The organism is Parvibaculum lavamentivorans DS-1 (genome assembly GCF_000017565.1).
Lineage (GTDB): Bacteria > Pseudomonadota > Alphaproteobacteria > Parvibaculales > Parvibaculaceae > Parvibaculum > Parvibaculum lavamentivorans.
Map to the genome: position 1 here is coordinate 693,114 of NC_009719.1, position 13,299 is coordinate 706,412.

Sequence of the window (13,299 nt, forward strand, 5' to 3'; positions counted from 1 at the left end):
TTATTCTCCCGCGACAGCCTGGGGCAGCTCGTCGGACGCCGCGCGGCCGGCTACCGGCTCCTCGATGAATTGCGAGCGGGAAAGCTCCGCATAGAGGCCGCCCTGCGCGACAAGCTCCTCGTGGCTGCCTTGTTCGACAACGCGCCCGTCGTCGATGACGTAGATGTTGTGTGCGTGCTTGATGGTCGAGAGGCGGTGCGCGATGACAAGCGTCGTCCGCCCCTGCATCAGGCGCGCAAGCGCGCTCTGGACCTGCATTTCGGATGCCGTATCGAGCGCGGAAGTGGCCTCGTCGAGCAGCAGGATGGAGGCGTTTTTCAGCATGGCGCGCGCGATGGCGATGCGCTGGCGCTGGCCGCCGGACAATTTGAAGCCCGCCTCGCCGACGGTGGTTTCGTATCCACGGGGCAGGCCCGCGATGAATTCATGCGCGGCGGCATTGCGCGCCGCTTCCTCGATTTCGGCGTCCGTCGCATCGGGCGAGCCATAGGCGATGTTCGCCTTGATGGTGTCGTCGAAGAGGAAGGGCTCTTGCGTGACGAGCGAGCTTGCGGCGCGGAGCGAGCCGAGCGTGACCTCGCGCACATCCTGGCCGCCGATGGTGACGCGGCCGGTTGTCGGATCGTAGAAGCGGGGCACGAGATTCAGGATGGTGCTCTTGCCGGAGCCGGACGGGCCGACAAGGGCAACCGTATGTCCCATCGGCACTTCGATGTCGATGCCGTTAAGGGCGGGCGTGCCGTCTCCATAGTGGAAATGCACGTTGTCGAAACGGATCGCGCTGTTCGCCACTTCGAGCTTCTTCGCGCCTTCGGGGCTCGCGATGGTGGGACGGATGTCGAGAATGGGGAAGATGCGGATGGCGGCGGCGACGCCTTCCTGCATCAGCGTTTGCGTGTTGGCGAGCTTCTTCAGCGGCTCATAGGCGAGCATCATGGCGGAGAGAAAGCCGCCGAGATCGCCGATGGTGAGGAGGCCGGTCTGCACGCTGCGACCGCCGAAATAGATGACGGCGGCGATGCCGATGCCGGACAGCGTGCCGGTGACGGGGCTCGCCATGGCGCGGCTTTTCATGGCGCGCAGCGCATGGTGGCGGACTTCCATGATCCGGCGCGTGGTGCGCGCGATCTCGGTTTCTTCCTGGTCGTAGGCCTTGACGACACGGATGCCGCTCAGGGCCTCGGAGATGACGGCGGTGAGATTGCCCGAGCCTTCCATGCCCTGCTTGGCGGCCTTGCGCGTCCGCCGGCCGAGCTGACGCACCAGAACGGCGATCACCGGAATGACGGTGGTGCCCATGAGCGCGAGCTGCCAGTTCAGATAGAACATGGCGCCGATCAGCGCGAGGACGGTGAGGAAATTCTGGCCGAGATCGATGATGGAGGTGGTGATGGAGTCGCGGACGCGGGTGGCGTCGTAAAGGAAGCTCGACAGGAACCGGCCGGAATGCGTGCCGCTGACCCAGGCGAGGTCGGCATGGACGATGCGGGCGAACATGCTTTGCTGGATCGTCGCCACGATGTGCTGGCCGATCGTGTTCATGTTCACTTTGGAGATGTAGGTCGCGATGGCCTGTACCGCCGTGGCGCCGATGGCGCCCGCCGCGACAAGCATCAGCATCCAGGAATCCGAACCGACGATATTGTCCAGCGCATGCTTGATGAGAAGCGGCAGGACGCCGGTTGCGCCCGCCACCACCACGCTGGCAAGGAGCGCCGTAACCGCGAGCCGCCAATGGGGCTTCAGGTATTCGCGCGCCATGCGGCTGAGGACGTCGCGCGTCGTCAGCTCCGGCGGCCGTACGGACAGGGGATTGGGCACGGAATCGGGACGATTGCCGGGGCTGTCGGGGCCGGGTCTGGCGTCGGTCTTCTGGCTCGGCATGATGGCCTGTCTCTGTGGCTAAGCCCGGCGCGCATGCGCGTCCGCGATCGCGCGGACAATATCACGGCCCGCCCCGTGCCGCCATAAAGGCAGCAAATGGTAAACGCTTCATCTAATTGGCATTTTCGCCTTTATCAAGCGTTCAATACGGCAATGGCGATGGTCAGGTAAGTCGCGAACAACGTCCATCCGAGATAGGGCACCAGCAACAGCGCCGCCAGCCGGCTGATGCCGAAAAAGGCAAGCATGGTGCCGATGATCGCGAGATCGAGCGCGATAATGGCGGCGATGCCGAGCGAGGGGCTCATCAGACCGAAAAAGACGATGCTCCAGCTGAGGTTCAGCGACAGCTGGATGCCGAACAGCGACAGCGCGAAGCCCGCCCTGTCGAAGCTGCCCGCCGCCCGCCAGACCAGCCAGGCCGAAATCGCCATCAGGAAGTAGAGGAAATTCCAGGCCACGGGGAAAACCCAGCGCGCGGGCGTGAGCGCCGGCTTTGCCAGGTCCTGATACCAGGTGCCGACGCTCGTGGACGTGATCGCGCCACCTGCCGCGGCGGCGAGAAAGACGACGGCCAGAAAGACGAAGAGATAGGCAAGGGAGACGAGCGGGCTCGGTCCTGTGGCGGGCGCCTGTGTCCGGTCAGTGGTCATGCGTCCCTTCTTCCTGGTCGGGGTCCATCAGCCGGTGCAGATGGACGATGAAATAGCGCATATGCGCATTGTCCACGGTTCGCTGCGCCGCCGCCTTCCAGGCCCGGTGTGCCTCCGCATAGCTCGGGAAGATGCCGACAATGTCGAGCGCCCCGGTATCCTTGAACTCATGAGCCTCGAGATGGGTGAGTTCGCCGCCGAATACGAGGTGGAGAAGCTGTTTAGCCATAGGGGGTTCCGTTGAATGATGGTACCGCCGAAGCCCGTGACGAAGCCTAACACGCGATTCGCCCCAGGTGCGAAGCTTAGCTACGCAATTTAACGGCTCCGACTCTGGCAAAAAGCGCGTCGTAAAGCGCGGGTCCGGCAGCGAGCAGGCTTGGATGGCGCGTCGTTGGCCGGTTGTAGAGGAGCTGCGTGCCGTCATGGGTGGTCATGCGTCCGCCCGCCTCGTGGAGGATGAGGTCGGCGGCAGCGAGATCCCAGTCGTTCTTGCCGTTGAGCGCTAGCGTGGCATCGGCCTGCCCGCTCGCCACGAGTGCGATACGATAGGCGACGGAATTGCGGTCCGATATGTCCATTTCGGGCCATGCGTCCGGCCAGGCCGGATGCTTGAACATCGGCGCGAAGGCGACCATCCGGCAGCCTTCGATCTCGCGGCAATCGCTGACCCTGATCGGTTCGCCATTGAGCCGCGCGCCCTCGCGAAGCGCCGCCTCGAAGAATTCACCTGTGGCGGGATTGAAGAGCGCGGCGAGCAGGGGGCGCCCCTCGGCGACAAGCGCGGCCGATATGGCGAAATGTGGCTTGCCCTTGGCGAAGGCCCGAGTGCCGTCGATCGGGTCCACCACCCAGACGAAGGGACGGGAGAGGCGCGAGTCATCGTCCTCGGTCTCCTCCGACAGCCAGCCGTAATCCGGCCGGGCACCCATGAGCCGCGAGCGGAGAAGATCGTTCACCGCGATGTCGGCCTCGGTGACGGGCGTATCGTCATGCGCCTTCGACCATTTTCTGAGGTCGGTCTGGTAATAACGCATGGCAAGCGCACCCGCTTCCCGCACGACATCCTTCAGCAATGTGAAATCGGCGGTACGCGCCTCAGGTTCCGGCAACTGTCATTCCTTCGACGCGAACGGTCGGCGCATTGGTGGTGTAGCGGAAGGAGAGATCGTCCGCGGGCGTGAGGTTGAGGAACATGTCGAGGAGGTTTCCCGCGACCGTGATCTCGCTCACCGGATAGGCGATCTCGCCATTCTCGATCCAGAAACCGGAAGCGCCGCGGCTGTAATCGCCCGTGACGCCATTGATGCCCATGCCGATCATCTCGGTGACATAGAGCCCCTGCTTGATGTCGGCAATAAGCTCGGAGACGGAAAGGCAGCCCGCTTCCATATAGAGATTGGTCGTGGAGGGCGAGGGCGGGCCGCCGGTGCCGCGAGCGGCATGACCCGTCGTCGTGAGCCCGAGCTGACGCGCCGTCGCCGTGTCGAGCAGCCAAGTGGTGAGCGTGCCGTCCTCGACAAGTTGCATGCGGTGGTTTCTCACGCCTTCGCCATCGAAGGGCTTGGAGCGATGACCGCGCTTCATATGCGGATCGTCGACGATGGAAATGCCGTCCGCGAATATCTTCTTGCCCATCGAGGTCTTGAGAAAGCTCGTGCCACGCGCGATGGACGAGCCGGAAATCGCGCTCGCGAAATGACCGACAAGCCCGCCCGAGACGCGCGGATCGTAGACGATGGGAACGGATTGCGACTTCACCTTGCGCGGATGGAGGCGGCGCACCGCCTTTTCGCCCGCAGCGCGGCCGATATCCTTCGGGCTTTCGAGATCCTCCGCATGTCGCTTGGAGGAGAAATCGTAGTCGCGCTCCATCGCCGTGCCTTCGCCCGCAAGTACGGAGCAGGAGAAGGAGGACGAGGTGCCGGCATAGGCGCCCGCGAAGCCGCCACTGGTGACGAGGGCGACGCCGGAGCGCCCCCAGCTTGCGCCGGCACCGCTGGAATTGGTGACGCCGGGAACGGCAAGCGCCGCTTCTTCCGCTTCCGCGGCAACGGCGGCAAGCTGCTCCGCGCTCGGCTGGGGCGACTTGTCCTCGATATCGAGATCGGGCCAGTCGCGCGCGAGGAGCGAGGCATCGGCGAGGCCGCAATAAGGATCTTCCGGCGCGACGCGGGCCATGGCGACCACGCGCTCGATCATCGGGGCGAGCGCGGCTTCCGAAATATCGGTCGAGGAAACGCTCGCCTGTCTTTTACCGACAAAGACGCGCAGCCCCACATCGCGTCCCTCCGACCGCTCGACATCCTCGAGGCGGCCGAGCCGCCAGGAGACGCCGAGCGAGGTGCCTTCCAGTACCATGGCCTCCGCCGCATCCGCGCCTGCCTTTTGCGCGCGCTCGACCAGCATGGCTGCAATGTCGAGCACCGTTTCGGGCTTGTGTGCGGTGGCGGATGAGGACATGGAATGAAAGCCTTTATGAAGCGAGGTTTCAGACGAGCGCATACCACAGGCAGCCGATGCCGGCGACGAGCAGCGCAATCCAGGTCAGCAGCGTGCCGACAAGGCGCGGCGGCGTGGAGGCCCCGGTGCGCGAGACACCGATGGCGTGCAGGATGCGGCCGATGGTGAGCGCGAGACCGACGATATGAAGGACATAGATCGAAGCGGCCAGAAGGTGAAGGACCACAAGGCCGATCAGCGCGATGGGCGTGTATTCCACATTCACGATATGGGCGCGGCTGGCATTATAGAGCGGCTCGTCGCTGCCCGTGCCGGTCATCACGTTGGACCGCACGCGGTTCGCGGAAACGCGGTAGGCGAGGAAGAGATTGATGAGAATGTTGAGGCCGGCATAGACGCCCACAATGGCGAGCGACGCGGAATAGAATGTCATGAGTTCCTCCGGTGATGTGTCACGCTTTTTGAGGCAAATGGCGCCCTTGGCGGCCGTGCCGGGGCATGATTCGCTTGGTACGGGGAGACGCTAGCACGGGAAAAATGCCATGACACCCGAAGGAACCGCCATCGAGATAAGGGTAGGCGACATCACGAAGCTCACGTCAGACGCCATCGTGAATGCCGCAAATGAGCGGCTGGCGCCGGGCGGCGGCGTCTGCGGGGCGATTTTCCGTGCCGCCGGAGCGGGACTGGCGGAGGAATGCCGGGCGCTCGGCGGCTGTCCGGCGGGCGAGGCCCGGATAACGGGCGGTTACGGCCTTCCCGCCCGATGGATCATTCATGCGGTGGGGCCGGTCTGGCGGGGCGGCGGCGAGGGCGAGGCGGCGCTGCTCGCCGGCTGTTACCGGAACGCATTGGCGCTGGCCGCGGAAAAGAAGCTGGAGACGATTGTCTTCCCGGCGATATCGACCGGCATTTTCGGCTATCCGGCGGACGAGGCCGCAAAGGTTGCGGTAGCAGCCTGCCGCGATCATGCGGGAAGACATGAGTTTCCGAAGCGGATCATCCTCGTCGCCTTCGACGAGGCGCAGGCAAAGCCGCTGAGGGCGGCGCTGGTGGGCTGATTTCAATCGTCGTTGGGACGCAGGCTGCGCAGTTTCTTCGTCGTGCCGCGCTTCACCTTCTCCTCGACGCGCTTTTGCTTTGCGGCGCGGCTTGGCTTCGTCGGCACACGGAATTTCGGTTGATGCGCGGCGGCGGCGATCAACTCGACCAGACGGTCCACCGCGTCGCGGCGGTTTGCCTCCTGTGTGCGGAAGCGATTGGCCGTGATGACGATGACGCCATCCTTGGTGAGACGCGCCCCCGCGATCCGCTCCAGCCGCTCCTTGGCGCGGCCATTGAGCGACGGCGAATTGCGGACGTCGAAACGAAGCTGCGCCGCGCTCGACACCTTGTTGACATTCTGCCCGCCCGGCCCGCCTGCGCGAATGTAGGTGATGGAGATTTCATCATCGTCGATGGACAGCGCGTCTGTGACGGGGATCATGAGGCTACCGGTGGCTTTTCGAGCGTTATACTCAATCTGCGGCGTGAGTATAACGTCTCCATCAGGGACTCGCGGCGTAAAAAATGTACTTGAAAACATATGCCTTTGAAAGCATATTTAAATGAAGCAGTGGCAAGTTGAATTCCATGAGGAATTCGAAGCAGAGTTTGCAGATCTGTCTTTAGCGGTACGTGAGGAGCTTTTGGCTCGCGCCCTCATGCTTGAAGAGTTTGGCCCTGCATTGGGCCGCCCTGCCGTGGATACGCTGAATGCGTCGAAGCACGCCAATATGAAGGAGCTGCGTTTCGAAGCGGATCACGGGGTCTGGCGCGTCGCCTTTGCCTTCGATCCCGGACGGAAAGGCATTCTCCTTGTTGCAGGAGATAAATCGGGAGCAGGCAACGGAAAGCGCTTTTACAAGCAACTGATTGCGAAGGCCGACAGGCGCTTCGACGAACATCTCAAGGCGACAAAACAGGTAAAAGGCAAAAAAGGAAAGAACAAGAACTGATGGGCAAGTCACTCAAGGAGATGATGGAAAAGCTGCCTGCGGACCGGCGCGAAGCCGTGGAAGCACGCGCGGCCTCGCTGATCGCCGAGGAGATGAGCCTGCGTGACCTTCGCAAGGCCATGCAGCAAACTCAGTCCAGTATCGCCCGCAAGCTGGATATTGGGCAGGAGGGCGTTTCCCGTATCGAACAGCGTGCAGACCTGCTCTTGTCGACCGCCCGCAGCTATGTTGAAGCCCTCGGAGGAGAGCTCGAACTTGTGGCCCGCTTTCCGGGGCGTGGGGAGGTCGTTATCTCCCATGTGTCGGAGTTGACCGACAAACCGGCACGCCCGCCGAAAAGACAGCGAAGTCCTGCTCCGCGGAAAAAGAAAGTTTCTGCATAGAAGACAAATATCGAGCCCTCACTTCCAGATCGGCTTGCCCGTGCCCGGCAGGCCGAGCTTCGACCATTTGTTCGTTACCGTGTCGATGACGTCCTGGTCCATGCGGATCTGGCGGCCCCATTCACGCTTTGTTTCGGGCGGCCATTTGTTCGTCGCGTCGAGGCCGATCTTGCCGCCGAGGCCGCTTTCGGGCGAGGCGAAGTCGAGATAGTCGATCGGCGTGTGCTCGACCAGTGTCACGTCGCGCACCGGGTCCATCCGTGTGCTGATCGCCCACATGACGTCCTTCCAGTCGCGCGCGTTGATGTCGTCATCCACCACGATGATCCATTTCGTATACATGAACTGACGCAGATAGGACCATGCGCCCATCATCACGCGCTTGGCGTGACCGGGATAGGCCTTCTTCATCGAAATGACGGCGATGCGGTAGGAGCAGCCTTCGGGCGGCAGCCAGAAATCCGTTATCTCCGGGAACTGCTGCTGCAACAGTGGAATGAAGACCTCGTTCAGTGCCTCGCCGAGCACGGAAGGCTCGTCCGGCGGGCGGCCGGTGAAGGTCGAGAGATAGATCGGGTCCTTCCGCATAGTGATCGCGGAGACGGTGAAGGTGGGGAATTTCTCTACCGAATTGTAATAGCCGGTGTGGTCGCCGTAAGGGCCTTCGTCTTCGTAATCGTCGAGCGAGACATGGCCCTCGATGACGATTTCGGCCTCGGCCGGCACCTTCAGCGGCACTGTCTTGCAATCGACGAGCTCGACCTTTTGCCCCCGCAGGAGGCCCGCGAACTGGTATTCCGACAGCGTGTCGGGAACGGGCGTGACAGCGGCGAGGATGGTGCCGGGATCGGCACCGATGACGCAGGCGGCCGGAAGCGGCTCACGCTTTTCCTTCTTCCAGCGCGCGTGATGCTGCGCGCCGCCGCGATGCGCCAGCCAGCGCATGATCGTCTTGTTCGGGCCGAGCACCTGCATCCGGTAGATGCCGAGGTTGAAATCGTCTTCCTTCGTGCCCTTCGGCCCTTTGGTCACGACGAGCGGCCAGGTGATGAGTGGTGCGGGCTCGCCCGGCCAGCAGGTCTGGATCGGCAGATCGTTGAGGTTGATGTCGCTGCCCTTCAGCACGACCTCCTGGCAGGGCGCGGAAGAGACCGTCTTCGGCTTCATCGCCATGACCGTGCGGAGCAGCGGCAGCATGGATATGGCCTCACGAAAGCCTCCCGGCGGCTCCGGCTGGCGGAGGAAGGCAAGAGCCTCGCCGACCTCGCGGAGATCCTTCGCATGGCGGCGCTCGATGCCGCCCATGGTGACGCCGCGCGCCACCCGCTCCACGGTGCCGAACAGGTTCACCAGTACCGGCATGGGCGAGGGGCGGCCATCGGCCATCTGCGCCTGCTCGAAAAGGACCGCCGGCCCCTGCTCGGCCAGCAGGCGGGTCTGGATCTCGGTCATCTCCAGAACGGTCGAAACAGGTTCCTTCACCCGCGCGAGGTCGCCGCTGGCATCGAGCATTGAAAGGAATTCGCGGAGGGAGGCGTAGGACATGGGGGGCTTTCCGGGATCGTCTGGCTTTTTCGACGGTTTATGCGGGCTGGAGCATGCCGCAAAGAGGCCTCGCGGCCCAAGCGCCAAAGCCGGGAGCGTCGGGATTTTGCGTGCCGAATTGAATTCAACCGTTAACAGGGCGCCAACCCTTCCATGCCTAAGCTGCCGCCAGTTCGCCCATCCGGGCGGGCAGAAGAGGGAGCGGATCGTGACGGCGGAGCGGGTAAGGCAACGGAAGAGACTATGGCGCGGCGAAGAGCTGGATGCCGACCCTTATGATCTGCCGCAGAAAATTGCCGTGAAGGCAACCAAACTTCACGAGCGCCTTTTCGGCTTCATCCGCTTTGCCGAAATCCACGATACGGCCATCACCGCCGCCGACAGTTCGCCGATACTCGGCCGTTTCGAATGGTCCGAGCCTATCTCGGCCTATGATGGGGTGGCGCTCAGGGTTGTGCCTTGTGACAAGATGGCAACAAAGCTCTTTGTTGTTGTTGAGCTGAGCCACAGCGGCAATGGAAACCGCAACCTGGTGGTTTATGCGGGCGAGGACGGCGTGGACGCCGCCTCCCGCTGGCGCTCATGGGGCCGCATTCTGCATCTGCCCCTGCTGGTCGAGGACCGCGAGGGCCGACTTCACCCCGCCGAGCGGCGCCTCGGCGCCATCCGGGTGAACGATCCTCAGCCTCACGCGGGGGCGAACCCGCTCTCGGCCCGCCGCCCGCTCACTTTCGGCCAGTCCGGCCAGTCCCGCCTTTGGGGCCCCCGCCTTGCCATGGGCGCAAGGCCGCTCGCCTACTGATCTAGCCGAACTTCGAGAAATCCGGCGCCCGCTTTTCAAAAAAGGCGCTGATGGCCTCTTTGACTTCATCTGAACGCAGCTGGGCACCGAAGACGCGGGCTTCGGCTTCGCGCGCCTCGCCGACGCGGGGACGGTCATTATCCTTCAGCAGCGCCTTTGTGGCGCGGACCGCATTCGGCGCTTTTGCCGCCAGGGCTTTGGCACGGGTGAGCGCCTCGCCGGGCAGTGCATTATCCGGGAACACGTCCGCCACGAGCCCGATAGCCTCCGCCTTTTGCGCATCGAGCTTTTTGCCGGTGAGGAAAAGATCAGCCGCCTTCTGAATGCCGATCTGGCGCTGCAGAAGGAAGGTCGAGCCGGCCTCGGGCACCAGGCCGAGATTGACGAAGGGCATCTGGAAGGTTGCGCTGGCGCTCGCATAAACGAGGTCACAGTGAAGCAGCATGGTGACGCCGACGCCGACAGCAAGGCCGTTCACCGCCGCCACGATGGGCTTTTGGGCATTGGCGAGGTTTTCAAGAAAGCGCGTCACATGCGGCTTTTCCTTCGGCTGCTCGTCCACCGGGGTCGTACCCGCCTTGGCGAAATCTCCAAGGTCGTTGCCTGCCGTGAAGGAGCCGCCGGAGCCGGTGTAAAGCGTGACGCGGATCTTCGGATCGGCATCCGCCGTCTCGATGGCGTCGGCCAGTACCTTGTACATTTCAGCCGTCAGCGCGTTCTTCTTGTCAGGACGGTTCATCGTGACGATCTGGACGCCGTCTTCGACGGTGACGAGTACATGGTCGGTCATCGGGTCGATCCTTCGGCTGTTGCAATGGCAGCAATAAGTTCTTTTTTGGAATTAGCACCGGCAAGGGACTGAGGCAAAGCCAAACAACGCAAAACGATGTGCGCGAATGGAGGCTGAACTGACTGTAATTGAACAGTCAGAGCGGCAGGACGCGCCAGACGCTGGTGTTGCGGACATCGGTATCCTCAAGCTCGCGGGTGGTTTTTACCGCATAGGAGACGAGCTTTTCGAGGCCGCTTTTTGGAAGATAGGTGCGGCCCGGGTCGCCGATCAGGACCTCGGCGCCTTCGCCCGCGAGGCGCCGGAGCCAGGCCTCGATGCGCTGCGCAAGCGGGCCCTCATAGCACATGTCTCCCACCAGAATGACGTCCCAGCCCCGGTTCTCAACGCCCACCAGGTCTTCGGCGGTCGCCGTGACGACTACGTCGTTGATAGTGGCGTTCAACTGGATTGCCGCAACGGCAAAGGCGTCTATATCCGCCGCAAGAACCGAAGCTGCACCGGCTTTCATGGCGGCGATACCGATCAGGCCGGAGCCCGAACCGAAATCCAGCACCCGCTTGCCGCCGACAACTGCCGGATTGTCGAGAATATAGCGCGATAAAGCCTGCCCGCCCGCCCAGGCAAAAGCCCAGAAAGGGGGAGGAAGGCCGGATTTTTCCAGCTCTTCCTCCGTCATTTGCCATATAGGCACAATTTCGGAAGCGAGATGCAGCCTGACTTCCGGAACAAGTGGCGGCTCGTGGAGGAGGGTGTTCTCGCGGATGAAGCGCAGAGGGTCGCGGACCGGCGCTGCGGCGGAACTCATGAGCCGGCCAGCAGGGTGCGGGCCTTCTCGCTGTCTTTGGCGATTTGCGCCTTCAGGCTCTCCAGACCATCGAATTTCTGCTCCGGTCGGAGATATTCGATGAAGGAAATCGCCGCGTGAACGCCATAGAGATCGCCGTCGAAGTCGAAAATATGAACCTCGAGCAGCACGTCCTGCTTGTCGAAGGTGGGCCGCCTGCCGAAATTCGCGACGCCGTTATAGGTGCCCTTGTGAGGGCCGTCCTCGATTTCGACCTTCACCGCATAGACGCCGAGCGCCGGCTGTACATGGTCCCCGAGGGGCAGGTTGGCGGTTGGGAAGCCGATGGTGCGGCCGCGCTGGTCGCCCTGCTGGATATGGGTTTCCACTGTCCACCAATGGCCGAGAAGATCGGCCGCGCCGCGCGGATCGCCCTTCGCCAGCAACTCGCGGATGCGCGTCGACGAATAGGTGACGCCGCCCGCCTGCACTTCCTCGACGATGCTGACGCCGAAGCCTTCCATCTCGCCCATATAGGACAGCGCCGCGACATCGCCGCCGCGGCCCTTGCCGAACCGGAAATCATAGCCGGCGACGATATGGACGGCGTGGAGGCCGTTCACCAGCACATCGAGGACGAATTCGGGCGCGAGCTTCTGCGCCATGTGCGCGTCGAAGGGAAGCGCGGCGAGAATATCGACCCCCAGCCCTTCGAGAAGGCGGGCCTTGGCGCGGAAGGGCGTCAGGCGGAAGAACGGACGCTCGGGAAAGAAGAATTGCTGCGGATGCGGCTCGAAGACGAGAACGCCGAGCGGCGCGCCGAGTTCACGCGCGACTTCCGCCGCCTTGCCGATCACCTGTTGGTGGCCGAGATGCACGCCGTCGAAATTGCCAAGCGCATAGACCGCGCCCCGAAGGCCGGGCGGCACATGCTCGTAGTGGCGGATGATCTGCATCGGTTGGGATCGGGGCTCCGGCCGGTGGTGGTCCGGCCAAGGTCATGGCGGATCGGCTCCCCAGCGTCAAGTACGGGGGGCCGGACACCGGCTGCCGTTGCGTTATTACCAGATCAGCCGGGGCATGGCGCCGACGGCCCTGACCCCGGCCCGGGACAGCACCAGATCGACACGCGCCTCCTCCGGCGCCTCGACGGAAGGGCCGCAATCGGCCGCCGCGATGCCGCCGGTAATGAAAAGGGCGTCGATGCCGGCATCGTTCGCGCCCTTGATGTCGGTGAGGGGGCCGTCGCCGACCGCGAGGACGCGGGCATCGGGAATGGCGCCGCCCGCAAGATCGGCGAGGCGTTTGCGGGCGATCTCGTAGACGGGGCCGTGCGGCTTGCCGAAATAGACGACTTCGCCGCCGAGCTCTTCATAGAGCCGCGCGAGAGCGCCGGCGCAATAGATGTGTCGGTCGCCCCGCTCGACGATGATGTCCGGATTGGCGCAGATGAGCGGCAGCTTGCGCGCGGCGAGTGAAGTGAATTGCGCGCGGTAGTCTTCCGGCCCTTCGGTCTCGTCGTCGAAGGGCCCGGTGACGAGAATGAATTCACCCTCCGCTTCGCCGACGCTGGAGACGCCCGTGCCGTCGAAGAGCGACAGGTCGCGGTCGGGACCGATATAGTAGCAGCGCGTGCCGCGTTCATGCGAAGCGAGATAGATTTTTGTTGCATCGCCCGACGTCAGGATGCCGTCATAGACATCATGCGGAATGCCCATGCGCACGAACATGATGGGCAGCGCATCGGACGGGCGCGGCGCATTGGACAGCAGCAGCACATGACCGCCCTTCGCCTGGAATTTTCCCAGTGCCTCGGCGACGCCCGGATAGGCCTCGCGGCCATTGTGGAGCACGCCCCAGACGTCGCAGAGAAGCGCATCATATTGGTCGGCGAGGACGGAGAGACCGGGAAGAAGGAGGTTGGTATTGTGCATAGGTGGCCACCATTGAGAAATGGGCTAATGTCTATAATGCCGTTGAACGAGGAGGGCTGAG

At 63.3% G+C, this 13,299-nt stretch carries 16 protein-coding genes; 4 read left to right on the forward strand and 12 right to left on the reverse strand.

Features of this window, described 5'->3' with window-relative positions; genetic code table 11:
- From PLAV_RS03195 to PLAV_RS03220, 6 genes are all read right to left on the reverse strand, one after another.
- Complete coding sequence (locus PLAV_RS03195) at positions 1-1,884, reverse strand: ABC transporter ATP-binding protein (protein WP_011995541.1); 1,884 nt, start codon at positions 1,882-1,884, stop codon at positions 1-3.
- A gap of 134 nt (positions 1,885-2,018) precedes the next feature.
- On the reverse strand, positions 2,019-2,537 hold the full coding sequence (locus tag PLAV_RS03200; protein ID WP_011995542.1) for a TspO/MBR family protein: 519 nt from the start codon (positions 2,535-2,537) through the stop codon (positions 2,019-2,021).
- Positions 2,527-2,766: a DUF4170 domain-containing protein gene (locus PLAV_RS03205; protein WP_011995543.1), complete on the reverse strand. Its 240-nt coding sequence runs from the start codon at positions 2,764-2,766 to the stop codon at positions 2,527-2,529. The genes PLAV_RS03200 and PLAV_RS03205 overlap by 11 nt, the downstream gene beginning before the upstream one ends.
- A gap of 76 nt (positions 2,767-2,842) precedes the next feature.
- The gene (locus PLAV_RS03210) at positions 2,843-3,649 is read right to left on the reverse strand and encodes a 3'(2'),5'-bisphosphate nucleotidase CysQ (RefSeq protein ID WP_011995544.1); all 807 of its coding nucleotides are present in this window, start codon (positions 3,647-3,649) and stop codon (positions 2,843-2,845) included.
- On the reverse strand, positions 3,636-5,042 hold the full coding sequence (locus PLAV_RS03215; RefSeq protein ID WP_011995545.1) for a TldD/PmbA family protein: 1,407 nt from the start codon (positions 5,040-5,042) through the stop codon (positions 3,636-3,638). The genes PLAV_RS03210 and PLAV_RS03215 overlap by 14 nt, the downstream gene beginning before the upstream one ends.
- Complete coding sequence (locus PLAV_RS03220; protein ID WP_011995546.1) at positions 5,029-5,433, reverse strand: MAPEG family protein; 405 nt, start codon at positions 5,431-5,433, stop codon at positions 5,029-5,031. Before PLAV_RS03220 ends, PLAV_RS03215 begins: the two co-directional genes overlap by 14 nt.
- A 109-nt stretch (positions 5,434-5,542) precedes the next feature.
- Between PLAV_RS03220 and PLAV_RS03225 the strand changes: the two genes are divergently transcribed.
- A complete protein-coding gene (locus tag PLAV_RS03225) occupies positions 5,543-6,061 on the forward strand; it encodes a macro domain-containing protein (protein ID WP_011995547.1) in 519 nt (172 codons plus the stop codon).
- 2 nt (positions 6,062-6,063) lie between these two features.
- Here PLAV_RS03225 and arfB read toward each other — a convergent pair whose 3' ends face one another.
- Entirely contained in the window at positions 6,064-6,486 is a 423-nt protein-coding gene (arfB, locus tag PLAV_RS03230) for an alternative ribosome rescue aminoacyl-tRNA hydrolase ArfB (protein WP_011995548.1), read from the reverse strand.
- Positions 6,487-6,607: 121 nt separating this feature from the next.
- Here arfB and PLAV_RS03235 point away from each other — a divergent pair, with 121 nt between their 5' ends.
- Together PLAV_RS03235 and PLAV_RS03240 are read left to right on the forward strand one after the other, a co-directional pair.
- Entirely contained in the window at positions 6,608-6,997 is a 390-nt protein-coding gene (locus tag PLAV_RS03235) for a type II toxin-antitoxin system RelE/ParE family toxin (RefSeq protein ID WP_011995549.1), read from the forward strand.
- Positions 6,997-7,380 (forward strand): helix-turn-helix domain-containing protein, encoded by a 384-nt coding sequence (locus tag PLAV_RS03240; protein ID WP_011995550.1) that lies wholly within the window; start codon positions 6,997-6,999, stop codon positions 7,378-7,380. Before PLAV_RS03235 ends, PLAV_RS03240 begins: the two co-directional genes overlap by 1 nt.
- An 18-nt stretch (positions 7,381-7,398) precedes the next feature.
- On the opposite strand, the gene PLAV_RS03245 is transcribed toward PLAV_RS03240, so the two are convergent.
- Positions 7,399-8,925, reverse strand: a complete 1,527-nt coding sequence (locus tag PLAV_RS03245) for a UbiD family decarboxylase (RefSeq protein WP_011995551.1) — start codon at positions 8,923-8,925, stop codon at positions 7,399-7,401.
- Between the two features lie 208 nt (positions 8,926-9,133).
- Between PLAV_RS03245 and PLAV_RS03250 the strand changes: the two genes are divergently transcribed.
- Positions 9,134-9,727, forward strand: a complete 594-nt coding sequence (locus tag PLAV_RS03250; RefSeq protein ID WP_041535823.1) for a DUF6101 family protein — start codon at positions 9,134-9,136, stop codon at positions 9,725-9,727.
- 1 nt (position 9,728) lies between these two features.
- Here the strand turns inward: PLAV_RS03250 and PLAV_RS03255 are convergent, their stop codons facing one another.
- From PLAV_RS03255 to PLAV_RS03270, 4 genes are all read right to left on the reverse strand, one after another.
- Positions 9,729-10,517, reverse strand: coding sequence for an enoyl-CoA hydratase (locus PLAV_RS03255; protein ID WP_011995553.1), 789 nt, complete (start codon positions 10,515-10,517; stop codon positions 9,729-9,731).
- Positions 10,518-10,653: 136 nt separating this feature from the next.
- Positions 10,654-11,325: a class I SAM-dependent methyltransferase gene (locus PLAV_RS03260; RefSeq protein ID WP_011995554.1), complete on the reverse strand. Its 672-nt coding sequence runs from the start codon at positions 11,323-11,325 to the stop codon at positions 10,654-10,656.
- A complete protein-coding gene (locus PLAV_RS03265; protein WP_011995555.1) occupies positions 11,322-12,260 on the reverse strand; it encodes a bifunctional riboflavin kinase/FAD synthetase in 939 nt (312 codons plus the stop codon). Before PLAV_RS03265 ends, PLAV_RS03260 begins: the two co-directional genes overlap by 4 nt.
- A 105-nt stretch (positions 12,261-12,365) precedes the next feature.
- The gene (locus tag PLAV_RS03270) at positions 12,366-13,238 is read right to left on the reverse strand and encodes a TIGR01459 family HAD-type hydrolase (protein ID WP_011995556.1); all 873 of its coding nucleotides are present in this window, start codon (positions 13,236-13,238) and stop codon (positions 12,366-12,368) included.
- Positions 13,239-13,299 lie beyond the last annotated feature (61 nt).